Raw genomic sequence first — 23981 nt, 5'->3', positions numbered from 1 at the left:
GGGTTTGGATCTGGATTCGTATGCATATTGCTTACTTCATCAATCAGTACCCGAAAGTCAGCCACAGTTTCATCCGTCGCGAAATTCTGGCGCTGGAGCGCCAGGGGGTTGAGGTGCAACGTATAGCCCTGCGTGGGTGGGACGCCGAGGTGCAGGATGCCGAGGACGCAACCGAACGGGGCAAGACCCGCTACGTATTGCAAGGTGGGCTCAAGGGGTTGTTGGCACCGACGTGGCAAGTACTGCGTACGCAGCCGCGGCGGTTTTTCCAGGCGCTGGGGCTGGCCATGCGCCTTGGCCTGCGGGCCGACCGTGCCTGGCCCTACCACCTGGTCTACCTGGCCGAGGCCTGCCTGGTGCTGCAATGGTTGCAGGCTGGGGAGGCAACACATGTGCACGCGCATTTCGGCACCAACTCTACTGAAGTGGTGATGCTGGCCAACGTCCTGGGTGGGCCGGCATACAGCTTTACCGTGCACGGGCCGGAAGAATTCGACAAACCACAGTTCTTGCACATGGGTGAGAAGGTGCAGCGCGCCGCCTTTGTCGCGGCGGTGAGCTCGTACGGACGAAGCCAGCTGTACCGTTGGGTGGCGCACGAGCACTGGGGCAAGGTGAAGGTGGTGCATTGCGGACTGGAGCGTGGTTTCCATGAGGTGGCGCCAGTCGATGTGCCATCGGCGCCACGGCTGGTGTGTGTTGGGCGCCTGTGCGAACAGAAGGGCCAGCTGCTGTTGCTCGAAGCGGCGCGCTGTCTCGCTGCCCAGTCGATCACCTTCGAGCTGGTGCTGGCGGGTGACGGTGAAATGCGCGAGCAGATCGAGGCCTTGATTGCCCGGCACGACTTGCAGCAGCAAGTGCGTATCACTGGCTGGATCAGCAGTGCGCAGGTACGTGAGGAAATCCTGGCCGCCCGTGCGCTGGTGCTACCCAGTTTCGCCGAGGGCTTGCCCGTGGTCATCATGGAGGCCATGGCCTTGCGTCGACCCGTGCTCACCACCTATGTAGCGGGTATCCCCGAGCTGGTGCGGCCTGGCGAGAACGGCTGGCTGTTCCCTGCCGGCGCCGTGGACGAGCTGGCAACAGCCATGGCCGACTGCCTGGCGCAACCGGCCGAGGTACTGCAGCGCATGGGCGAGGTGGCCTACCAGCGTGTGGTGCAACGGCATGACATCGACACCGAGGCGGCCAGGCTGGCCGGCTATTTCAAGGCATACGCATGATAAGTGTATTGGGTTGGTTACTGGGCCTGTTGGCGATCATCGTCCTGGTACCGGTGTTGGTGCTGGTGCTGCAAGTGTTGCTGGCTTGCCTGCCGGCGCGGTCGAGGCCCAAGGGCGTTGGCGAGCGCCCGCGAGTGGCGGTGTTGGTGCCCGCCCACGATGAGGCATTGATCATTCGCGCGATGCTGGCGAGCGTTACGCCGCAACTGCTGGACGGCGACCGCTTGCTGGTCGTGGCGGACAACTGTTCGGATGACACGGCCCAGTTGGCACGTGAGGCCGGCGCCGAAGTGGTAGAGCGCCACGATACGCGGTTGCGCGGCAAAGGTTACGCATTGGATTTCGGCGTGCGCCATCTGGCTCAGCGGCCGCCCGAGGTGGTCATCGTGGTGGATGCCGACTGCCAGGTGGGCGAGGGGGCGATCGATTGCCTGGCGCGCCGCTGCCACGCACTTGCCCGCCCGGTACAGTCGCTGTACCTGATGCGTGCACCGGCAGGTGCCGGGTTGCGGGTGCAAGTTGCCGAGTTTGCCTGGCGGGTCAAGAACCTGGTGCGGCCACGCGGCTGGGCGCGCTTGGGCCTGCCATGCCAGCTGATGGGCGCGGGCATGGCGTTCGGCTGGCACGATCTGAGCCTGATCAACCTGGCCAATGGTCATCTGGTCGAGGATGTGAAGCTGGGCCTGGACCTTTGCCAGCAGGGTAAACCGCCTGCTTTCTGCCCCGAGGCACTGGTCACTAGTCAGTTCCCGCTCAGCCAGCAAGGCCTCAACAGCCAACGCACCCGCTGGGAGCATGGCCATCTGGGCTTGATGCTTGCCGACGCACCCAAACGGGCGATGGCTGCAATCACCCAGCGCAACGCTAGCCTGGCGGCCTTGACCCTGGACCTGCTGGTGCCGCCCCTGGCGTTGCTGGTACTGACCTTGCTCGGGCTTAACCTGGTGACCTGGCTGGCGTACCTGCTGTTCGGCCTGGCGGCGCCCGCGTGGCTCGCCTTTGCCGGTTTGGCATTGCTGGCCTTCGCCGTGATGTTGGCCTGGGCGCGCTTCTGCCGTGAAGTGATACCGTTCTCGGTGTTGTTGTACGCGCCGTTTTACGCGGCCAGGAAAATTCCCTTGTACCTGAGTTTCCTGATCAAGCGCCAGGTTGAATGGGTGCGTTCAAAACGGGATGACGACTGATGGATCAGTGGCAGAATCGCTGGAAGCGTGTGATCGACCAGCTGGAAGTGATCGCTGATGACGCCGCTGTGCAGCGTCTTCTCGACCGCCTGACTACGCCGGATACGGGCACCGTGCTGGGCTTCGTCAACGCCCATGCGATGAACCTGGTGGTGCGCGATGGTGGCTACAGCCAGGCACTGTCGGCCGCAGATGTGCTGCTGCGCGATGGCGCCGGTATGGCGATTCTGTATCGCCGCCTGGGCCTGGAACCTGGGCTGAACATGAACGGCACTGACTTCATTCCCAGGCTCATGGCTGCTTACCGAGGGCGCAAGGTCGCCTTCTGGGGCACCCGGCAACCCTACCTGGACCAGGCCGTGCGGCGCTGTGAAGCCGAGTTTGGCATCGTGCCGGTGTCGGTTCACGATGGTTTCGCCAGCCTTGAAACCTATTTGCAGTTGGCCCGCGAGCAGCAACCCGAGCTGATCGTGCTGGGCATGGGCATGCCCAAGCAAGAAGCGGTGGCAGCGGAGTTGGCAGTCACTGGTGGGCCATGCCTGATCGTGTGCGGTGGGGCGATCCTGGACTTCCTCGGCGGCAAGGTCAGCCGTGCCCCCGAATGGCTGCGGCGTTTGGGGGGCGAGTGGCTGTACCGCCTGCTGCGCGAACCCAAGCGCCTGTTCATGCGTTACGTAGTGGGCAATCCGCTATTCCTGTTGCGCACCCTGCTGTACCGGCGGGCGGCGGTTTCGGCCAGGCGGGCCCTATGAATCGGTCAAAGTTCGCACAAGCGGTGATTCCGGGTACGCCAGCAGCGGGTGGCTGCTACAGTGATATCAATCGCTTGAGGGCGCCACGCGCCTGCTGCACGGGTTTTGCGTAACCTGTTTTCAAGACTTGCTGTTTGATGGAAGGCACTTGCTACGCTCATTTTGATGAGGTCTGAAATGGTTTTCGAACCCAGAAGCAGTCGTTCCTTACTCCAGAGAAGAAGCAGTGTCAGTAACGCCATTCAGGCCGGCCTCGATGGTATTGCCGTCACCGGTATTGCCTGGTACCTGATCTACGACCAGTTCGGCTATATCACATCCGATTACGTGATCATGCTGCTGTTGCTGATTGGCGCACTGGCAGTCATTTATGATCATTACGCCATCTACCGCACCAACGTCGGGCTTTCGATCAAGGCGTTCCGCCTGTTCAAGGCCTGGTCGGCAACGTTTTGCTTCCTGGTCGTCATGGCGTTCCTGACCAAACAGAGCGAAACCTATTCACGGCTATTGGTGGTGCAACTGTTCGTCATTGGTTATGTCGCCCAGCTATTTTTGCATTTTGCCGTGCGCGAACTGCAAAAGCGCTTTAGTGCGCATGCACGCCTGGACAATGCCCTGATCATCGGCAACGGTGACCTGGCCAACTTCCTGTATCAGAAAATCAGCAACAACCCGTGGTTTGGCGAACGAGTGCTGGGCTGCGTGCTGCTCGACAAAGGCGATGGGCAGGGGTTGGAGAGTGCCGAGGGCAAGCAGCGCCTGCCAGTGCTGGGGCATATTGGCGACCTCGACGAGCTGGTGGCCCAACACGGTATTCGTACGGTGTACCTGGTGACGCCACTGGGTGGCTCCGAGGTCATCAACGACGTTTACTTCAAGTTGCTCGACAAGTGCATTGCGGTGAACTGGGTGCCGGATATCTTTTCGTTGCGCCTGATCAACCACAGCGTGCGGGAAATTGCCGGCATTCCGGTGCTGACCTTGTCGGAGACACCCTTGACGGGCATGAGCCTGTTCTTGAAAAACCTTGAGGACCGGGTGCTGGCCGCGTTGATTTTGCTGTTTGCATCACCCGTATTGCTGGCTATTGCGCTGGCCATCAAGATCGACAGCCGCGGGCCGGTGTTCTTCCGCCAGGAACGTACCGGCTGGACAGGAGAATCGTTCCGTATCTGGAAGTTTCGCAGCATGCATGTTCACCAACCGGAAGCAGGTGTGGTCAAGCAGGCGCAGAAGAATGACCCACGGTTGACCCGGGTCGGCGCCTTTATCCGGCGTACAAGCCTTGATGAACTGCCACAATTGTTCAATGTGCTGACCGGGGAAATGTCCCTGGTAGGGCCGCGGCCGCATGCCTTGCAACATGACACCTTGTATTCGCAGGATATCGTTGACTACTTTGCCCGCCACAATATCAAGCCCGGCATGACAGGTTTGGCGCAGGTGCGCGGGTTCAGGGGGGAGACCAAGGATATCGAGCAAATGATCCAGCGAGTCGACTCGGACATCGAGTACATCAACAACTGGTCGTTGTGGCTGGACTTCGTGATCCTGGTGCGCACGCTCAATGCCTTCACCGGTAAGCAGGCTTATTGAGCGAAGCGCTCCTGCTCAAGCGCGCCCAAGTGGCTATTCCTTGTTCAACGGATGCAACGCCCTGAACCCCCGCGCTTCTTCCACCAGCCAGTCGTGCACCGCCCGCGCACCTGGCTGGTTCAAGCCGCCTGGCGGGTAATGCACCACATAACGCTTGTGGTTGGCGATCGGTACACCAAACGGCACGATCAGTGCGCCGCGCTCCAGTTCGTCATTGAGCAGCGTGCGTCGTGCAATCGCCACGCCGATACCGGCAATCGCCGCCTCGATGGTCAGGTGGTTGCGGTTGAAAGTGTGCCCGCGCCGCACATCCAGGCCGGCGGCGCCGATGCCTTCCAGGTAGAACTCCCACTCGGCATATTCCGAACTGCCACGCCAGGCGGTGATGTCATGCAGCAGCGGGTAGTGCGCCAGGTCAGCGGGGCCGTGCAGCGGCGGGCGCCCGCGCAGCAGGCCAGGTGAGCACACCGGGAAGATCTGCTCGTCCAGCAGCGGCGTCGAGAGCATGCCTGGGTAGCTACCATCGTTCAGGTCGATGGCCAGGTCGAAGTCACCCGGGGTCAGCGCCTGGGCGCTGTCTTCGGCGACCAGGCGCAGTTCGATGTCCGGGTAGCGCTGTTGAAAACGCGGCAAGCGCGGCGTGAGCCATTTGGCCAGGAACGAGGGGATCGAACGCACACGCAATGTGCCGCGGATTTCCCCCGCGTCCAGCCGCAGCAGCTCGGCTTCGATACTGCCGTAGGCCTCGGCCACCGTCTGGGCCAGCCGTTGCCCCTCGGCGCTCAGCTCCACGCCGCGCGCCCGGCGCAGGAACAGCCGGTAGCCCAGGCGCTCTTCCAGTTGGCGCATCTGCTGGCTGACCGCGCCCGGGGTGATGTGCAGCTCTTCGGCGCAGCGGGTGAAGGACAAGTGCCGGGCTGCGCAGGCAAATACATGCAGCCAGACGAACATCTGACCATTGAGTTGTCGTCGCATCGTTTAGTACCACTAAAGGCTTGCTTAGGAGGTTTCGTTGGTCATCCGTGAGCCAGCGCGGCAGTATCGCGCAAGTTCGCAATAACGCTCAATTTCTTCAGACAACCGTACCCTGGATGCATATCAGGGTAGGGTCAGGCATTAGCATGGCTATCAGTGTTTTCGACCTTTTCAAAATTGGCATCGGGCCGTCCAGTTCCCATACCGTGGGCCCGATGCGGGCGGCGGCTACCTTTGCCCAGGCCTTGCGTGAGCAGGGGGTGCTGGCGCGGGTAACGCGCGTGCAAGTGCGGCTGTATGGCTCGCTGTCGGCTACCGGGGTTGGCCATGCCACCGACCGCGCGTGCCTGCTAGGCTTGATGGGCCAGTGGCCGGACCGTATCGACCCGTCCACGATCGAGTCGCGCATCGGACAGGTCCTGCAAGAGCACTGCCTGATGCTCGACGGTAGCCATCCGCTGGCCTTCGACTATGGCCGTGACATGCTGCTGCTCGACGAGAGCCTGCCTTATCACCCCAATGCCATGAGCCTGGAAGCCATGGACGGGCAGCACAGCCTGTTGAGCCAGACCTATTTTTCGGTGGGCGGCGGCTTCATCGTCGAGCAAGCCGAAATCGATGCGCCGGCAAGCGACACGAATGCCGTGATGCTGCCTTATGAATTCGACAGTGGTGCCCAACTGCTGGCTTTGTGCAAGGCCCACAACCTGAGCGTGGCGCAACTGATGATGGCCAACGAGTGCGCCTGGCGCCCGGAGGCCGAGGTGCGCGAGGGCTTGCTGCGCATCTGGGCAGCCATGCGTGAGTGCGTGGCGAACGGCCTGCGCAACGAGGGCGTCCTGCCGGGCGGCTTGCACGTCAAGCGCCGCGCCGCGCGGTTGCATCGCAGCCTGCAGGAGTTGGGCAAGCCCAACGTGATCGGCTCGACCCTTGGCGCCATGGAGTGGGTCAACCTGTTCGCCTTGGCGGTCAATGAAGAGAATGCCGCCGGTGGGCGTATGGTTACCGCGCCCACCAACGGGGCAGCCGGCATTATCCCGGCGGTGCTGCACTATTACATGAAGTTCAACCCCGGTGCCTGCGATGCTGATGTGGTGGACTTCCTGCTTGGCGCAGCGGCGGTTGGCATCCTGTGCAAAAAGAACGCCTCGATTTCCGGTGCCGAGGTGGGTTGTCAGGGGGAGGTGGGCTCAGCCTGTTCGATGGCTGCTGCCGGCTTGGCGCAGGTACTGGGTGCTACGCCGCCCCAGCTTGAAAACGCCGCCGAAATTGCCCTGGAGCACAACCTTGGGCTGACCTGCGACCCGGTGGGCGGCCTGGTGCAGGTGCCGTGCATCGAGCGCAATGCGATTGCTGCGGTCAAGGCGATCAACGCTGTGCAGATGGCGCTGCGGGGGGATGGCGAGCACTTCATCTCGCTCGACCGGGTGATCCGCACCATGCGTGATACCGGGGCGGACATGCATGCCAATTACAAGGAAACCTCGCGCGGCGGTTTGGCGGTCGCTTTTGTCGAGTGCTGAGTTTTAACGCGGTCAACTGGAGCGGCCTTGTGTCACGATGGGCCGCTCCTGAACCCGGTTGCGACGGACTCAGCGGCCTTTCTGCTTGGCTGCCAGGAAGCTCGCACGCATGTCTTTGGCCCAGCCATCGAGCACCGGCTTGACGTCATTCAAGGTCAGCTTCTGGGTATCGTTCTCCAGTTCCTGGCCCGCGCCCTTGCGGACCACCTGGGCCAGTACCTTCTGGCTGGCGCCGTCCAGGAACGCTGCCTCCACACCGACATCCACGTCCTGGTCACGTCCACCCATGGCGGTATTCACTCCCGCCGCGATAAGCGCGATAGGGATCACCTCGTAAGGCTTGAGGCCCTCGTTACTGGTGGACACTGCCGTGATCGCCGGGCGTACCACGATCACGCCCGGACCAGGCCCCTTGGCCAACGGCATCACGCTGCCCATTTCGCGGCGCAGGGCCTCGTTGAAGTAGCGGGTGATTTCCTGCAGCGTCTGCTGCGAGATAACCGCTGTGGGCTGCGGCTTGGGGTAGAACTGGCTTGGCTCGACGAATACCTGGCTGTATTGATTGATATTGACCTTGGGGTCGATCCAGCGCATGACCGGGTCACCCGACGGGCTCTTGGCCTCTTGCAGCCGGCTGTAGTCTTTGAGGAAGCCGGAGTAATCCTTGGGGTCCACGCGGTTGCTGGAGCAGGCGGCCACGGCAAGCAGCGCGGCGCACAACAGGGTAATGCGAGGCAATGATTTCATGATGAAAAGGCATCCGTGAGAGGTCGGCCTCAACAACGCTAGCAGGTGCGAGGCAGTTGGCCAGTGGACGGGGCAATCCTCTTTGAAAAGAACACAGTGCGTGGCTCGCCCTGAGGGGCGCTGCAAACGTTGTGGCCCACTCAACCCAGGGCCTCACGCAAGCGGTACCACAACATGCCCAGTGCCAGCAGGGGTGAGCGCAGGGCCTTGCCGCCGGGGAAGGTCAGGTGCGGCACGGCGCTGAACACATCCAGGCCGTGGCTGTGGCCGAGGGCGATGCTTTCGGCCAGCAGTTTCGCCGTCCAGTGCGTCACGTTCAGCCCGTGGCCTGAATAGCCCTGGGCGTAATACACGTTGGGGTGCTGGTTCAGGCGCCCGACCTGGGGGAAACGGTTGGCGGTGATACCAATCATGCCACCCCACTGGTAGTCGATACGCACGTTGGCCAGTTGCGGGAACACCTTCAATACCTTCGGCCGCATGTACGCGCCGATGTCTTTAGGGTCGCGCCCGGAATAGTGGCAGGCGCCACCGAACAGCAAGCGGCGGTCTGCGGTGAGGCGGTAGTAGTCCAGGCCGACCTTCTGGTCGCACAGCGCCATGTTCTGCGGGATCAGGCTGCTGGCCAGCGCTTCGGGCAAGGGTTCGGTGGCCACCACATAGCTGCCGGCCGGCAGTACCTTGCCGCTCAGGCGCGGTTCCAGTTCATCGAGGTGCGCATTGCAGCCCAGCACCAGGCTGCTTGCGCGCACCTTGCCGCGCGCCGTGTGCAGCGTCAACCTGGGCCCGTGCTCAATACGCAGCACCGGGCTTTGCTCGAAAATGCGCACGCCCAGGCTGTGGGCCGCACGGGCTTCGCCCTGGACCAGGTCAAGTGGGTGCAGGTGGCCCGAGCCCATGTCGACCAGGCCGCCAGCGTACTGGTCGCTGGCGACGATCTCGTTCAACTGCCCGGCGCTGACCAGGCGTATTTCATGGCGATAGCCCAGGGCGGCCAGGTCGTCCTGTTCCTCCTTGAAGGCCGCGAACTGCGCCGTGGTGTTGGCCAGTTCGCAGAAGCCCCAGCGCAGGTCGCAGGCAATGCCGTAGCGGGCGATGCGCTCGGCCACCAGTTCCACTGAGTCGATGCCGGCCTGCTTCAGGTAGCGCACACCGTCCTGGCCGACATGCCGGGCAAAGCCGCTGACATCATGGCCGATACCGCGAATCAGCTGGCCGCCATTGCGCCCACTGGCGCCCCAGCCGATGCGTCGGGCTTCCAGCAGTACCACCGAGAGGCCGCGCTCGGCCAGCTCCAGGGCTGTATTGACCCCAGTCAGTCCGCCGCCGATCACGCATACGTCGGCCGTCAGTTCACTGTCCAGGCTGGGGTAGGGTGCCGCGTCGCGCGCGGTGGCGGCGTAGTACGAGGCGGTGTGTTGGGTATTGAAAGACATGAGCGTTCTCGACTCAGCGGTTGGACTTGATCTTGCTCCAGGAGCGGGTCATGACGCGCATGATTTTTGGGCTCGGGGTGCTGGAGATGTACAGCTTGTCCAGCACCTCCTGGGGTGGGTAGATCTCGGGGTTGTTCACCAGCGATGCATCCATGTAGGCCTTGGCGTCCGGGTTGGCGTTGGCATAGCCGACCGTGGCGCTGACCTTGGCGATCACTTTGGGGTCGAGCAGGTAGTTGATGAACGCCAGGGCCTGCTCGGGGTTGTTGGCGTCCTTGGGGATGGCCAGCAGGTCGAACCACAGGTTGCTGCCTTCCTTGGGAATGCTGTAGGCAACCTTCACGCCGTTTTTCGCCTCTACGGCGCGGTTGGCGGCCTGGAACACGTCGCCGGAGTAGCCGAACGCTACGCAGACATCGCCGTTCGCAAGGTCAGAGACGTACTTGGAGGAGTGGAAGTAGGTGATATAGGGGCGCAGTTCGAGCAGGCGGGCCTCGGCCTTGGCGTAGTCGCCCGGTTTTTCGCTGCGCGGGTCCATGCCCAGGTAGTTGAGCACGGCCGGGAACAGTTCATCGGGCGAGTCCATGAATGCCACGCCGCACTGCTTGAGCTTTTTCAGGTTCTCGGGCTCGAACAGCACCGCCCATGAGTCGATATGGTCCACACCCAGTGCCGCCTTGACCTTGTCGACGTTGTAGCCGATGCCATTGGTGCCCCACAGGTAAGGCACGGCGTACTGGTTGCCGGGGTCGTTCTGTTCAAGTTGCTTGAGCAGTTTGGGGTCCAGGTGCTGCCAGTTCGGCAGCTTGCTGCGGTCCAGCGGCAGGAAGGCGCCGGCCTGGGCCTGGCGGGCGAGGAAGTGGTTGGACGGTACCACCACGTCATAACCCGTGCGCCCGGCCAACAGCTTGCCTTCAAGGGTTTCGTTGGAGTCGAACACGTCATAGACCACCTTGATTCCGCTGCTGGCCTGGAAGTCGGCCAGGGTGGTGTCACCGATGTAGTCGGTCCAGTTGTACACACTGACCGTGGGCGCGGCCTGGGTGGTGGTGGCGAACAGCAGGGTGAATGCAGCGGGGATCAGGGCTTGCAGATGACGCATGGGAACACCTCGTTGGTCTTGTTCTTGGAGTTCAGAGCAGGCTTGCCTGTGCATGGGGTGCAAAGCACCCCTCGCGGTGGATCAGACACTCAGCATCAGGAATTCACGCTCCCATGAGCTGATGACGCGCTTGTAGTTCTCGTGCTCGGCGCGTTTGACCGCCACGTAGCCCTGGACGAACTGCTTGCCCAGGTACTGCTGCACGGTTTCGCAGTCTTCCATGTGCTGCAGCGCATCCTCGATGGTGATCGGCAGGCGCAGGTTGCGTCGCTCATAGGCGCGGCCCTGCACCGGTGCGCTAGGGTCGATCTGCTCGACCATGCCCAGGTAGCCGCACAGCAGGCTGGCAGCGATGGCCAGGTAAGGGTTGGCATCGGCGCCCGGCAGACGGTTTTCCACCCGCATCGCCTCAGGGCTGGACGTGGGCACACGCAGGCCGGCCGTGCGGTTTTCTTCGCCCCACTCGACGTTGACCGGTGCCGAGGTATCCGGCAGGAAGCGGCGGAACGAGTTGACGTTGGGCGCGAACATCGGCAGCAGCTTGGGGATGTACTTCTGCAAGCCGCCGATGTGATGCAGAAACAGCGGGCTCATGCTGCCGTCTTCGTTGGCGAAGATCGGTTTGCCAGTGGCGATGTCGACCACGCTCTGGTGCAGGTGCATGGCACTGCCTGGTTCATCGGTGATCGGCTTGGCCATGAACGTGGCGGCCACGTTGTGCTTGAGCGCGGCCTCGCGCATGGTGCGCTTGAACACGGTGATCTGGTCGGCCAGGTCCAGCGCGTCGCCGTGACGGAAGTTGATTTCCATCTGCGCCGGGCCGTCTTCGTGGATCAGCGTATCCAGGTCCAGGCCCTGGATCTCGCACCAGTCGTAGACGTCCTCGAACAGGGGGTCGAATTCGTTGGCGGCGTCGATCGAGAACGACTGACGGCCACTTTCAGCACGGCCGGAACGCCCCAGTGGTACCTGCAGTGGCAAATCCGGGTCTTCGCAGCGCTTGGTCAGGTAGAACTCCATCTCGGGCGCGACGATCGGCTGCCAGCCCTTGTCGGCGTACAGCTTGAGCACCTTCTTCAGCACGTTGCGTGGCGAAAGCTCGATAGGGTTGCCTTGCTTGTCGAAGGTGTCGTGGATCACGATCGCGGTTGGCTCGATCGCCCACGGGATCTGGTAAACGGCGGTGGGATCGGGGCGGCAGACCATGTCGATGTCGGCGGCGTCGAGCAGGTTGTAATAGATGTCATCGTCGACGTAGTCGCCGGTGACCGTCTGCAGCAGCACGCTTTCTGGCAGGCGCATGCCTCGCTCATGGAGGAACTTGGCGGTGGGCGCAATCTTGCCGCGGGCGATGCCGGTCAAGTCGCTGATCACGCATTCGACTTCGGTGATCCGGTGTTCTTTCAGCCAGGTGGACAGCTGATCGAAGGGGGCGTTCATACAGACCTCTTGGTTGGGTTTTAGTGGGGGAGCGTAGGCGCTTGCGAAAACCGTTGAACAGTTGCGAAGGCGTTACGCTTCCCAGGTGACGCGCTGCAGACTATCTTGGTCGCAGCCCCCCGGGGCAATCTATCCACTTTCTTCAGTATCGAATGCACCAAAAGAGTGCATACAGGACGATGTGTGACAACCGCCAATGCGTTGAAGGTCCAGGCTTTCCACACCACTGACGTCACCGAGCAAGTGCGCGCCACCCCTGGCTGGCAGCAGCAGTACCGGCAAATGTCGCCCGGGTACTTCAGCGGTGAGCTGCGTTGTCTGGGGCTGGAGGGTGTGGAGGTGTACGAAGAGCGCCTGAACACCCGGGTGGAGCAGTTTTTCCGCGCGCCAAGCGGCTCGCTGGCGTTTTGCTTCGACCGCAGCGAGAACAGCCTGTACCTGCTGAACGAACAAAGTCGCAATATCTGGATCACACCGGAGAACTACCACGAAGTGGCGGTCGTGTTCGACCAGGCCTTCCTGGCCCGCCATGGGCTAGACCCGCAGCGTCTGGAAGGGTTGTTCATGGTGCCACTGGGCAGCGGCCAGAATGCGCTGTTCGGCAGCTGGCTCAGCGCCACCTTGACCCGGCTGGGCGAGGAGGGTTGCCCGTTGCAGGGGCAGGCCCTGGCTGAGCAGTTGCTGGAGGACTGCCTGTTCATTCTTGACAACGCCAGCCAGCGTTTACAGGGCGTGGCCCTGGGGCGGCGGGACGAGGAAAGGGCGATCATGCACCGGGTCAGCGAATGGGCGGCCGACTGCCCGGAAGAAACGCTGAACCTGGTGGGGCTGGCGGAGGTTGCCGGGGTTTCATTGCGTCAGTTGCAGCAGGCGTTCAAAGCATTCACCGGCATGCCGCCTGCGCACTGGTTGCGGCTGCGCCGGTTGAACGGCGCGCGGCGCGATCTTTTGCGGGGAGGAGGGGTGACTGTCGCCGAGGTGGCGATGCGTTGGTCGTTCTGGCATTTGGGAAGATTTTCAGAGAGTTACCGGCAGTTGTTCAAGGAGTTTCCGAGCGAGACGTTGAGGCGGGGCAGGGGTTGAGGGGGCACGCCAAAACTGAACCCAGCATCTCGTGCCGAAAGTTGCTATCGTGCCGCCCTGATTTCACCCGAGGTGCCGATGTTCTACCTGCCTTTGCCCAGCGACCAGGCTGACCGCCTCGCCAGCGCCGCCGTAACCGAGTTCTTCACCACCGCCAGTGTGCTCGATGCCGCTGCCGTGCTGTTCGTGCAAAACCTGCCACGCCAGCCTGCCACCGCGTCGGCCGACGCGCAGGAGCGTCGTTTCGCCGAAATCGTGCGCATCGCAAACGAAGTCGAAGGTGTCGCCCCCGGGCGCTTCCAGGCCCAGGTAGCGCAGCAATTCGATCGCGAAGCGTTCGCCATGGGCCTGGGCATGCTGGGCGAAAATGGCATTGCACTGCTGTCGGCCGAAGTGGAGTACCAGGCGGACGAATGGCTGGACGACGAAGGCCAGTGGAACTTCCAGTTCGCCGACCGCTACCGCCAACGGGCCACGCCGCTGCACCCAGTGTACCTGCCGTCGCTGGCCAGTGATTTGATGCTCAGCGACCAGCAGAACCGCCTGCTGCGTGAATTCCTCAGTGGCGTCGACGAGTCGGTGGCTGTGCAAGGTTTCGCCGGCACCGGCAAGACCTTCCTGATTCACCAGTTCGCCCGGCTGCTGGAGCCACAGCGCACCTTGCTGCTGGCCATGACCGAAGGGCAGTTGCGCGCGCTGCAGGCGCGGGTCAAGGACGCTGCCGCCTATACCGCGCTGACCTTCGGCCAATTGGCTGACGAGCTGCTCAACCGTGACCTCACCAGCAACGGCTGGCGATTGCGCGATCCATACCGCACCAAGCTGTCCTGGCGCCCCCAGGAAGCGCAAGTGGTGCGCTGGCTGGCCATCCCTGATATCGGCCCGCTCGCAGCGCGTGACGTGGTTGCCTTGTGCATCCGCGCCGTGCGCACGTTCTGCCACAGTGCCGATACCCAGCTTCAGCTGCATCACTTGCCCTGGGCCGGGCCTGGCACCTCGCCGCTGGATCAGGAGGTGCTGCTGGAAAAGGCGCGTCTGTACTGGCAAGAGCTGATTCGCCCGTCGGCGCGGGACATTCAGCTACCGGTGCGTGACTACCACCGGGTCAAGCTGCTGTCGCTGACCGAGCATGTGATCGACAGCCGTTACACCCATGTCATCGTCGACGAGGCCCACGAGCTGTCGGCACCGATGCTGGCGGTACTCGATCGCAGTCCGCAGTCGATCATTACCCTGGGTGACGAACTGCAGAACCTCAACGGCCTCAGCCCGCACCATGGCAGCTTCATCCGGCAACGCTGCATCGACCATTCACTGCGCGCCGGGCCGGCAATGGACAACGTGCTCAACCCGCTGATCCAGGCGCACCCGGCCACGATCCAGGCAGCCTTCAGTGGCAACGCCGAGCACTACACCCGGGTCAGTTTCTTCGATACGGTGATGGTGCCGGAACAGCCCACGGCGCTTATCGTCGATGATGAATGGGGCCTGTTTGGCTGGTTCCAGCGCCTGACGCATCAGGGGGTGCCGTTCTTGTTGCTGAAAAGCGCTCGCAAGGACTTTGAACTGTTCGTCGAGGACTGCATCGAGCTGTACCGCTACGGCACCCGGCCGCGCCACCCGATGCTGTTCCGCTATGCCAGCTGGCAGGCGCTGGAACAGGACAAGGGCGATGACAAAGCGTTCGTCGCCGTGGCCAATATGCTGCGCAAGGGCTACACGCCGGAGCACTTTGCCAAGGCCAAGAGCCGTTACCGCTGGGACAAGGCGCCGAAGCTGTTCCTGGGGCGAGTACGGGATGTGAAGAACATGGAGTTTGCCCGGGTGATGGTGTCGCCGGAGCTGATGGTGGCGCCACAGGTGGCGGGTAACCGCAATGAGCGGGCGCGTATGCTGGCGGGGTTATATACCGCCTGTTCGCGGGCGCGGCATGAACTGATCGTGCCGGGGGGGATGCTGGACTGGGTCAAGGACCAGGTTCGGGATTGACGCAGCTGGGGCTGCAAAGCAGCCCCAGGGTCATGAATCAGTTACGGTCCAGCCACACGGTCTGGGCATTGGTGAACTCGCGCACACCAAAGTGCGACAGCTCACGGCCGAAACCACTCTTCTTCACGCCACCAAACGCCACGCGGGGGTCGGAAGCGCAGTAGCCGTTGATGAACACGCCGCCGGTATCCAGTGCGGCGGTCATGCGTTCGGCCAGCGCATAGTCGGCTGTGTAGATGGTCGAGGCCAGGCCAAACTCGCTGTCGTTGGCCAGTTCCACGGCATGGTCGGCATCGCGTGCAGTGATGATCGCCGCTACCGGGCCGAACAGCTCCTGCTTGAACGCGGTCATGTCCGGGGTGACATTGGCGAACACCGTCGGCGCGTAGAAGTTGGCCACGCCTTCGACCTTGTTGCCGCCCAGCAGCAACGTGGCGCCTTCGGCCAACGTCGCCTGAACCTGGCCGTCCAACTCGTCGCGCAGGTCATAGCGGGCCATCGGGCCGATATAGGTGTCGTCCTCCAGCGGGTTGCCGACTTTCAACTGGCGAGTGGCTTCAACGAACTTGTGGGTGAACGCATCGACGATGCTGGCTTCCACGATCAGGCGCTTGGCGGCGGCACACACCTGGCCGGTGTTCTGGTAGCGGCCTATCACCGCGGCCTGGACGGCAGCATCCAGGTCGGCATCGGCCAGCACGATGAAGGGATCGGAGCCACCCAGCTCCAACACGCACTTCTTCAGCGCGGCACCGGCCTGTGCACCAATCGCCATGCCGGCACGCACGCTGCCGGTCAGGGTCACGGCGGCGATGCGCGGATCGTTGATGGCGCGGGTGACGCCATCCGGGGTCACGTTCAACACTTCGAACACGCCTTCCGGCAGGCCGGCATCCTTGAACAGCTCACCCATCAGGTAGGCGCTGCCCATTACGTTCGGTGCGTGCTTGAGCACGTAGGTGTTACCCGCCAGAATCGCCGGCACGGCGCCGCGCAGCACCTGCCAGACCGGGAAGTTCCACGGCATCACGGCCAGGATCGGGCCCAGCGGGCGGTATTCGATACGGGCTTTTTCGACCTGGGTCGGCTCGGCGGCGAGCATGGCCGGGCCGTGCTCGGCGTACCAGCGGCACAGGCCAACGCATTTGGCGACTTCACCACGGGCCTGGGCGATCGGCTTGCCAATTTCACGGCTGATCATGTGCGCGAAAGCTTCAGCCTTGGCTTCGAGGGTACCGGCCAGGGCCAGCAGGTACTCGCTGCGCTGACCCAGCGACACCTGGCGCCACTGGCGATAGCCAACCTTGGCACGTTGCAGCGCCGCTTCCAGTGCGGCGTCGGTGTCGAACGGGTAGGCGCCAATCTGCTCGCCGCTGTACGGGTCGAGGGAGATGGCGTGGGTCAGGCTGCTGATCGCGCTCATGGCGGGACACTCTCGTTGTTGTTAATCAATGAGGCCAGACTAGTGGGCTATGGCTTTAATGAAAACTGAATAATAATGAGCGAAACATTCACGTTTGGAGAATGCCTGTGGACCTGGTGCAACTGGAGATCTTCAAGGCCGTGGCAGAGCAGGGCAGCATCAGCGCCGCCGCGCAGCACATCCATCGGGTGCCGTCGAACCTGACCACGCGCATCAAGCAACTGGAGGAGGACTTGGGTGTAGAACTGTTCATTCGGGAGAAGAGCCGCCTGCGCCTGTCGCCTGCGGGTTGGAACTTCCTCGAATACACCCGGCGCATCCTCGACCTGGTCCATGAGGCGCGGCTGACCGTGGCGGGTGAAGACCCGCAGGGCACCTTTGCCCTCGGATCGCTGGAAAGCACGGCGGCGGTGCGCATCCCGGCGCTGCTGGCCGCCTACAACCAACGCTACCCCAAGGTTGACCTTGACCTGTCCACCGGGCCCTCCGGGACCATGCTCGAAGGCGTGCTGTCTGGCCGCCTGGTGGCCGCGTTCGTCGACGGCCCGGTGCTGCACCCGACGCTGGAGGGCATACCGGTGTTCGAGGAAGAGATGATGGTCATTGCGCCGCTCAACCATACACCGGTGACCCGCGCCCAGGACGTGAACGGTGAAAGCATCTACGCCTTCCGCGCCAACTGTTCATACCGCCATCACTTCGAGAACTGGTTCGTGCAGGACCAGGCGGTACCGGGCAAGATCCACGAAATGGAGTCGTACCACGGCATGTTGGCCTGCGTCAGTGCGGGTGCCGGCCTGGCCATGCTGCCGCGCAGCATGCTCGACAATATGCCCGGGTGCAGCACCGTCAGCGCCTGGCCAATGTCGGAGGACTTCCGCTATCTGAAAACCTGGCTGGTATGGCGACGGGGGACGGTCTCGCGCAGTTTGAGCATGTTCGTGAAGTTGCTTGAAGAAGGCCGCGCAAGCTGATGTTTTCACTCGATAACCTGATTATCTGAAGTGAATTTCATCTCCATGACCAGGCATCAGCACGAACACCCCTTCGCTGGGAGGATCAAATGCTAGGTAAGCCATCCTCGAAAGGAGGGTCGTACCATGCGTAACCATCACTATGCGCTCGGCGCAGCCTTACTGATCACCCTGGCCCTGCCATGGACCCTGGCCGCCGCCGCCGACCTCAATGCCCCCATCGACATGCAGGCCGTGCAGTTGCAACCGCAGGAGCAGAATGGCGTGCGCTACCTGCAGGGCGGTATCGGCCAGGACGAGGCCAATGCCCTGCGCAAGACCACGGGTTATGACCTGCACGTAGAGCTTTCGACCGGCCCGGAAGGCAAGTTCCAGAGCGGGGCCACCGTCGATATCCAGACTGCCCAGGGCCAGCCCGTGATCAGCGTCGCCGATGCCGGGCCACTGCTGTATGTGCAGCTGCCTCCCGGCAAATACAAGGTCATTGGCAATGCCCAAGGTCAGGCGGTGCAGCAGTGGGCGGCCGTCACGGGCAAGGCCCCCACGACCGTTAGCCTTAATTGGCGTTGATGAAGAGACAGGAAGGAGTACGGATGTACTCCTGCCAGGGGTAAGGTCACGCCTCGCAAAAGCCTGTGCCCGGCAAGCACATCTTTACCGAGTGTTTTAGCCAATAGTGGCAATATACTTCCAACTTTCTGATTATCTGGACAATAATCAGAAAAGTATTACTTCGTATGACCGGTCTGGATGCACCGGTCAGCGCAAAACATCGAGGGGCCCAAGCCCCCGCTTGCCGTGTAGACCATCAGGAGAGTCGTTGATGAAAACCCGTCTAGCCGCTTCGCTGGCCGTTGCAGTGCTGGCCTTTGCCGGGGCCGATCTGGTCCAGGCTGCGCAGATATCAGGCGTCGTGGGCGCCACTGGCCAAGGTGACATGACGTACCGTATCGGCCTGTCGTTCGACTGGGACAAGACATGGCTGGAAAGCAGCGCCGGCCATGTGAGCGGTTACTGGGATGCGGCCTACACCTATTGGGAAGGTGGCGATGCCAGTGGTGCGCACTCGCTGTCGTTCAGCCCGGTGTTCACGTATGAGTTCAGCGGCTTTACCTACACGCCTTACATCGAGGCAGGTATTGGCCTGGCCGCGTTTTCAAAGACCGACGTGGGCGACCAGCGACTGGGGTCGGCGGTCAACTTTGAAGACCGTATCGGCTTTGGCCTGAAGTTGCCGGGAGAACAGAAGGTAGGCATCCGTGCCATGCACTACTCCAACGCCGGTATAAAGCAGCCAAACGACGGCATAGAGTCGTACTCGCTGTTCTATAGCACAGCGTTCTGACATGACGGGGCCGCGGCGCGGCCCCGGCAATTCAGAAGGTATACGAAACGCCGGCCTGCACCGTGCGCGGTGCGCCGGGGTATACGTAGCTGTTGAACGCCCCCTCGTCATACCCCTTGTTGAACACGTTTTTCACGTCCAGGTTCAACCGCACGTGTTCGTTGACCTTGTAGAAGCTCAACAGGTCGACCACGCTGTAGCGTTCCATCGTGTAGGTGGCTGCCGATGTCTGCCCGGCACGGTCGTCTACATACTTAACGCCTACGCCCAGGCCAAGGCCTTTGACCAGGCCATCCTGGAACTCGTAAGTGTTCAGCAGGCTAAAGGTGCTGCGCGGGATATTGGCCAGGCGCGTTCCCTTGGGCAGGGTGGTGTCCTTGGTGACTTCGGCGTCCACGTAGGCATAGCCACCGATCATGCGCCATTCGGGGGTGAGGTTGCCGGCGACGTTGATGTCCAGGCCACGGCTGCGCACCTCGCCGGCCGCGATCTTGTAAGTACCAGTAAGGTCGCTTGGGTCGTTGGTCAATACGTTTTCCTTGACGATGTGGTAGATCGCCGCGTCGACACTCAACTGGCGGTCGAGTGACTCCCATTTCACACCAAACTCGTAGGACTTGCCTTTCTCTGGATCAAAACCTCCGCTACCGCCACCGGCAGGCGCGCCAGTATTGGGCTTGAACGAACGTGCGGTATTGGCGTACACCGCCAAGGTATCGGTCAGGTCATAGATCAGCCCAAAGCGCGGGGTGACGCCGTTTTCGCCTTTGCTGAAGTCCCGATTGGCAGGTCGCTTATCGTCGTAATCGTGCTCGAAGCGCTCGAAGCGTACACCAGCCAACGCCTTCAGACGCTCGGTCAGCGCCACCTGATCCTGGATGAAGAAGGCCCAGGTTTGCAGGTTCTCACTGTCCCAGGTCGCAGGGAGAGCAGCCAGCGCGGGTCTCGGTTGGCCGAGTACCGGGTCGTAGATGTCGATCGGGTAGGACGCGCTGGAACGTCGGATGATGGAGCTGTAGTGATAGTTTTCGTACTCGATGCCTGTCAGCAGGGTGTGGCTGAGCGTGCCGGTATCGAAATGCCCAGTCAGGTTCAATTGCCAGTCACGGTCGGTCCATTCCAGCTTGCGGTAGTTGAAGTTTCGCTGCAGGGTGCGGCCGTCTGGCAGTAAATTGGTCCCCTCGACTGCATTACCCTTGAGCGAGCCATCGAGGTACTGGAATCCACCGCCCAGCGACCAGTTGTCATTGAGCAGGTGCTCGAAACGCACCTGGGCCATGTTGTTGTCATTGTGCAGCAGGTTGTCGCTGCCTTTTTCCCAGATATAGGTATCGCGCGAGGCGCTGCCGGTCTGGGTGGGGTAGCGGGTCAGGCCGCGATCGAGGGGGTGGTTGTTGCGCATGAAATCGCCTTCGAAGGTGATCTTCGTGGCGTCATTGACCTGCCAGCTGATGACCGGAGCGACATCGTAGCGCTCGCTTTCGACATCGTCGCGGAAGCTGTCGCCGCCTTCGCCCAGTACGTTCAGGCGGTAGGCCAGCGAGCCGTCCTGGCTCAGCGGCCCGGTGGCATCAAGGGTGGCACGGTGCATGCCCTGGTCGTCGAACTGGCTGCCAAGGGTGACCTTGGACTCGGGCAACGGCTGCTTGCTGACCACGTTGAACGTACCGCCGGGGTCGCCACGGCCGTACAGGCTGCTGGCCGGGCCACGGATGACCTCCAGGCGCTCGACGGTGTTGGCATCCGGAGCATTGGGGTAACCGCGGTTGATCGGAAAGCCGTTGCGATAGAACTCCCCGGTCGTGAAGCCACGCACGGTGAACGTTGTCAGGCCCTGGCCGCCGAAGTTGTTGGCGCGGCCGACACCCCCGGCGTAGTCCAGGCCGTCCTGCAGGCGCGTGGCGCCCGTGTCTACCAGCACATCCTTGGGCACCACGCTGACCGATTGCGGGGTTTCGTGCAGCGCCGTGTCGGTGCGGGTGGCACTGGCCGAGCGGGTGGCCTTGTAGCCTTCGACCGGGCCGTCGGCGCGTTCACCGTCGGCAGTACTGGTAATGCTCAGGGCCTGGAGTTCGATCGGGTTAGGGTCGCTGAGCGGTTCAGGCTCGGCAAAGGCCAGCGGGGAGACAGCATGAAGCACACAAAGCGAGACGAACGTGCGGCGCATCGACAGTACGGTCCTTGAATAGGGCGCTGAGGGGCTGGGTCGGGAAACGCCGCGAACATACTACGAATCATTATCAAATGCATTAATTTGAGTGGCACTGGTGTACCAGATACCAGCGAAGATAAAGCGTCAGTGACAACCGTGCCTGCAGGGCACTGCGAAGGGGCCGACAGGTTAGAAGCTGCTCTGTGGGTGCAAGTGCCTCTTCGCAGTACAAGGTTATTCCTGCCTGCCCCCTGGGCAGGCTGCTGAAGCTCAGCGAACAGCCTTGATCGCCAGCACATTGCACAGCGGGTGTTCCAGCACATGCGCCGTTGTCCCGCCCAGGAATGTCTGCATGGCGTCATGCCGGTGGCTGCCCATGACGATCACGTCCACCCGGTTGTGGCCGACGAACTGGGCAATGGCCCTGATCGCGGCCCCTTCGAGGAAGTGCCGGCGCTCCAGCGGGATCTGGTGATGGTCGCCCAGGCGGTTGAACGCCGCCCGCTGCGCGGTTCGCACACTGCTGTCGAAGCCGGGCATGGTGACCGTACCGGCGCCGAAGTCGGCGATGTGGGTCTTGGCCGCGTCGCACACATGCAGCAGGTGCAGTTCGGCGTTGCACTGCAGGGCCAGGTCGTGGGCGCACTGGATGACCTGCTCGTCCAGGTGTTCGCCAGCGCCGTGGCTGTTCAGGTCCACCGCGGCGGCGATCTGCCGTGGCAGGGGCAGGCGAATGTCGCTGACCAGGTGCACGGCGACCGGGCTGTCCTTGAGCAACTGCCAGTCCAGCGGCGTGACCAGCAGGCGTTTGAGTACGGGCTCGTGCTGTACGTCCTTGACCAACAGATCGCAGCCCAGCCGTTCGACCCGTTCCAGTACGCTGCCCAGCGGGTCGCGGGTCAACAACAGCTCGGTGGACACGTCCACGCCGGCATCGCTCAGCTGTTCGGCCTCATCCGCCAGCCATTGGCGGTTGTCGCTGAGCAGCCGCTCACGCTCACGACCATCGCTCATCAAGCCAAAGGTGTCGACGTCGTCGACGAACACATTGATATCCAGCAGGGCACCGCTGGACTCTGCCAACGCCGCCGCGCGTTGCAGCGCAGGCGTATGACGCATTTGCGGGCCGAGCATGACGAACAGACGTTTGAACTGGCTCATCGCACACCTCCACGTGTGGCAGCCCCCCGGTAACCTGATCATGTTCAGTCTAGACTGCCGCAGCGTACACCGGGGCGATGTGTCGGGTATGATGCGTGCCCCATCATTGTCACGAGGCCCGTCCCATGTCCCTGAGTGCTGAACAGATCGTTGAGTATCGCGCCTTTGCCGAGCAATTGGCCGATGCTGCCGCTGCAGCGATCGCGCCGTACTTCCGCGCCAGCCTGGATGTCGAGGACAAGGGCGGGCGTCTGTACGACCCGGTGACCGTGGCCGACAAGGCCGCTGAAGACGCCATGCGTGAGTTGATCCAGGCACGTTACCCCGAGCACGGCATTCTTGGCGAAGAGGCCGGCGTTGCAGTGGGCAGCAGCCCGTTGACGTGGGTGCTGGACCCGATCGATGGCACCCGCGCCTTCATTACTGGCTTGCCGCTGTGGGGCACCTTGATTGCCCTGAATGACGGCACCCGCCCGGTGCTGGGGGTGATGAACCAGCCGTTCACCGGCGAACGTTTCGTGGGTACCCCGGCAGGCGCCTGGCGCAGTGGCACGCCCCTGAAGACGCGTGCCTGCGTTGACCTGTCTGCCGCCACGCTGATGTGCACCACGCCGGACATGTTCGACACCGCCGAGCGCAAGGCGGCATTCGAAGCGGTCGCCGGCAAGGCGCGGTTGATGCGTTATGGCGGTGACTGCTATGCCTACTGCATGCTGGCCTCGGGCTTTGTCGACGTGATTGTCGAAGCGAGCCTTCAGCCGTATGACGTACAGGCGCTGATGCCGATCATCGAAGGGGCGGGTGGCGTGATCACGGCGTGGGATGGCAGTTCGGCGCAGGATGGCGGGTGCGTGGTGGCCTGTGGGGACCCTGCGCTGCATGCGCAGGTGCTGGAGATGCTGCGCCACGCCATGTGATCCGGGCTCGTCGGCCCTGGCCTCTTCGCGGGCGAGTCCCTTCTTGGGGGGGCGGGTTCACCCGCGAAGAGGCCGCCACAGGTTTGCATTCTCTCCAGCCACCGCACTTTTTCCCATTTTCGGGCTCTATGCTTGGCCAGGCCGCGCTGACTCCCAGCGCAGCCGCCGAATATCGACCCGGTGCCGATGGTTGCAAGCTACCCGAATTTCCTCCCCCGCCTGCTTCTGACAAGTGCCCTCGCATGCCTGTGCGCCTGTACGCAGCAGCAGGGCCGTGACATGGTCAACCAGCTCGGCAACGGCAAACCCAGCGAGCTGTTCCAGACCAGCGTCGACCGCCTGGCCACGCTGTCGATGCGCGACAACCTGCAAAGCCTGTACCTGCTGATGAACAAGCTGTACCTGCGCAACCCCAGCCAGTGGAAGATGTCTGGTTACCTTGACGCCGCCACTGCCGAGCGACAGATCCGCATTGCCATCGAACAGCGCCGGCCGCTGCCGCAACTGGGCAACCGCCGTGACCTGGCGGCATTGAGCTACGCCCTGAGCCCGGAGTTTCGTGGGGACCGGGTCGGCGCCTTCATCTACGCCATTGGCAGCATGCTGATCACCGCACATGGCGGGCGTACCGAGTTCTACATGACCGATACCATCGACCCCCTGTTCGTCAACAACGCCGCACGCAATATCGAGAAGGCAACATGGATGCTCAGCCAGCGGCAAGATGCCAATGGGGTGTTGCTGCTGTTCTCGAACGAGATCTCGGAGGAGGGCAGCAACCTGAGTTTTGCCGTTGAGTTCGGCAAGATCGTCGCGCGGCTGGACTTGCTGGCCGAGTTGCTGGATGAGCGCTATCGGCGCATAGGCTTGAATTACGCGCAAAGCCTGTTGCTGATGAACTTCCTGCCGGTGCAGTGAATGACGGTCGTTGCAGGAGCGTTTGGTCCGCCGCCATG

The 23981-nt window shown here is 62.5% G+C and carries 20 protein-coding genes; 12 read left to right on the top strand and 8 right to left on the bottom strand.

Annotated elements, in window-relative coordinates; genetic code table 11:
• Positions 1 to 20: 20 nt before the first annotated feature.
• The 4 genes from BJQ17_RS02545 to BJQ17_RS02530 all read left to right on the top strand — a co-directional run bounded on the left by BJQ17_RS02545 (position 21) and on the right by BJQ17_RS02530 (position 4758).
• Positions 21 to 1223, top strand: coding sequence for a glycosyltransferase family 4 protein (locus BJQ17_RS02545; RefSeq protein WP_054888341.1), 1203 nt, complete (start codon positions 21 to 23; stop codon positions 1221 to 1223).
• On the top strand, positions 1220 to 2407 hold the full coding sequence (locus BJQ17_RS02540) for a glycosyltransferase family 2 protein (RefSeq protein ID WP_060545156.1): 1188 nt from the start codon (positions 1220 to 1222) through the stop codon (positions 2405 to 2407). Before BJQ17_RS02545 ends, BJQ17_RS02540 begins: the two co-directional genes overlap by 4 nt.
• Positions 2407 to 3159, top strand: coding sequence for a WecB/TagA/CpsF family glycosyltransferase (locus BJQ17_RS02535; protein WP_070095477.1), 753 nt, complete (start codon positions 2407 to 2409; stop codon positions 3157 to 3159). Before BJQ17_RS02540 ends, BJQ17_RS02535 begins: the two co-directional genes overlap by 1 nt.
• A gap of 177 nt (positions 3160 to 3336) precedes the next feature.
• Entirely contained in the window at positions 3337 to 4758 is a 1422-nt protein-coding gene (locus BJQ17_RS02530) for an undecaprenyl-phosphate glucose phosphotransferase (RefSeq protein ID WP_070095476.1), read from the top strand.
• A 33-nt stretch (positions 4759 to 4791) separates the two neighbouring features.
• On the opposite strand, the gene BJQ17_RS02525 is transcribed toward BJQ17_RS02530, so the two are convergent.
• Positions 4792 to 5733, bottom strand: coding sequence for a LysR substrate-binding domain-containing protein (locus BJQ17_RS02525; RefSeq protein WP_014859593.1), 942 nt, complete (start codon positions 5731 to 5733; stop codon positions 4792 to 4794).
• 146 nt (positions 5734 to 5879) lie between these two features.
• Here BJQ17_RS02525 and BJQ17_RS02520 point away from each other — a divergent pair, with 146 nt between their 5' ends.
• Positions 5880 to 7256, top strand: coding sequence for an L-serine ammonia-lyase (locus tag BJQ17_RS02520; protein WP_070095475.1), 1377 nt, complete (start codon positions 5880 to 5882; stop codon positions 7254 to 7256).
• A 69-nt stretch (positions 7257 to 7325) separates the two neighbouring features.
• Here BJQ17_RS02520 and BJQ17_RS02515 read toward each other — a convergent pair whose 3' ends face one another.
• The 4 genes from BJQ17_RS02515 to BJQ17_RS02500 all read right to left on the bottom strand — a co-directional run bounded on the left by BJQ17_RS02515 (position 7326) and on the right by BJQ17_RS02500 (position 11981).
• Complete coding sequence (locus BJQ17_RS02515; RefSeq protein ID WP_004374288.1) at positions 7326 to 8003, bottom strand: DUF3313 domain-containing protein; 678 nt, start codon at positions 8001 to 8003, stop codon at positions 7326 to 7328.
• Positions 8004 to 8143: 140 nt separating this feature from the next.
• Positions 8144 to 9439: an FAD-binding oxidoreductase gene (locus BJQ17_RS02510; protein WP_004374290.1), complete on the bottom strand. Its 1296-nt coding sequence runs from the start codon at positions 9437 to 9439 to the stop codon at positions 8144 to 8146.
• Positions 9440 to 9452: 13 nt separating this feature from the next.
• Positions 9453 to 10541, bottom strand: coding sequence for a polyamine ABC transporter substrate-binding protein (locus BJQ17_RS02505; RefSeq protein WP_004374291.1), 1089 nt, complete (start codon positions 10539 to 10541; stop codon positions 9453 to 9455).
• A gap of 81 nt (positions 10542 to 10622) precedes the next feature.
• Complete coding sequence (locus tag BJQ17_RS02500; RefSeq protein ID WP_004374294.1) at positions 10623 to 11981, bottom strand: glutamine synthetase family protein; 1359 nt, start codon at positions 11979 to 11981, stop codon at positions 10623 to 10625.
• Positions 11982 to 12164: 183 nt separating this feature from the next.
• Here BJQ17_RS02500 and BJQ17_RS02495 point away from each other — a divergent pair, with 183 nt between their 5' ends.
• Together BJQ17_RS02495 and BJQ17_RS02490 are read left to right on the top strand one after the other, a co-directional pair.
• Entirely contained in the window at positions 12165 to 13064 is a 900-nt protein-coding gene (locus BJQ17_RS02495) for a helix-turn-helix domain-containing protein (protein WP_070095474.1), read from the top strand.
• 78 nt (positions 13065 to 13142) lie between these two features.
• Complete coding sequence (locus BJQ17_RS02490) at positions 13143 to 15053, top strand: AAA family ATPase (RefSeq protein WP_070095473.1); 1911 nt, start codon at positions 13143 to 13145, stop codon at positions 15051 to 15053.
• 37 nt (positions 15054 to 15090) lie between these two features.
• Here BJQ17_RS02490 and BJQ17_RS02485 read toward each other — a convergent pair whose 3' ends face one another.
• Entirely contained in the window at positions 15091 to 16476 is a 1386-nt protein-coding gene (locus BJQ17_RS02485) for an aldehyde dehydrogenase family protein (protein WP_004576278.1), read from the bottom strand.
• Between the two features lie 107 nt (positions 16477 to 16583).
• Between BJQ17_RS02485 and BJQ17_RS02480 the strand changes: the two genes are divergently transcribed.
• From BJQ17_RS02480 to BJQ17_RS02470, 3 genes are all read left to right on the top strand, one after another.
• Positions 16584 to 17450, top strand: coding sequence for a LysR family transcriptional regulator (locus tag BJQ17_RS02480; protein WP_004374302.1), 867 nt, complete (start codon positions 16584 to 16586; stop codon positions 17448 to 17450).
• Positions 17451 to 17576: 126 nt separating this feature from the next.
• Complete coding sequence (locus BJQ17_RS02475; RefSeq protein WP_004374305.1) at positions 17577 to 18020, top strand: hypothetical protein; 444 nt, start codon at positions 17577 to 17579, stop codon at positions 18018 to 18020.
• 253 nt (positions 18021 to 18273) lie between these two features.
• Positions 18274 to 18795, top strand: a complete 522-nt coding sequence (locus BJQ17_RS02470; protein WP_070095472.1) for an acyloxyacyl hydrolase — start codon at positions 18274 to 18276, stop codon at positions 18793 to 18795.
• 31 nt (positions 18796 to 18826) lie between these two features.
• Here BJQ17_RS02470 and BJQ17_RS02465 read toward each other — a convergent pair whose 3' ends face one another.
• Positions 18827 to 20962: a TonB-dependent siderophore receptor gene (locus BJQ17_RS02465; protein WP_060537384.1), complete on the bottom strand. Its 2136-nt coding sequence runs from the start codon at positions 20960 to 20962 to the stop codon at positions 18827 to 18829.
• A gap of 255 nt (positions 20963 to 21217) precedes the next feature.
• Positions 21218 to 22108, bottom strand: coding sequence for a universal stress protein (locus BJQ17_RS02460; RefSeq protein ID WP_004374313.1), 891 nt, complete (start codon positions 22106 to 22108; stop codon positions 21218 to 21220).
• 125 nt (positions 22109 to 22233) lie between these two features.
• Here BJQ17_RS02460 and hisN point away from each other — a divergent pair, with 125 nt between their 5' ends.
• Both hisN and BJQ17_RS02450 read left to right on the top strand, forming a co-directional pair.
• Complete coding sequence (gene hisN, locus BJQ17_RS02455; protein WP_004374316.1) at positions 22234 to 23025, top strand: histidinol-phosphatase; 792 nt, start codon at positions 22234 to 22236, stop codon at positions 23023 to 23025.
• Between the two features lie 186 nt (positions 23026 to 23211).
• Positions 23212 to 23943: a hypothetical protein gene (locus tag BJQ17_RS02450; protein ID WP_012052361.1), complete on the top strand. Its 732-nt coding sequence runs from the start codon at positions 23212 to 23214 to the stop codon at positions 23941 to 23943.
• Positions 23944 to 23981 lie beyond the last annotated feature (38 nt).

This window comes from Pseudomonas sp. NBRC 111139 (assembly GCF_001753955.1).
In the GTDB taxonomy this organism is placed as follows: Bacteria; Pseudomonadota; Gammaproteobacteria; order Pseudomonadales; family Pseudomonadaceae; genus Aquipseudomonas; species Aquipseudomonas alloputida.
The sequence above is the reverse complement of the archived record's forward strand: the minus strand, read 5'-3'. Positions and strand labels throughout refer to the sequence as shown.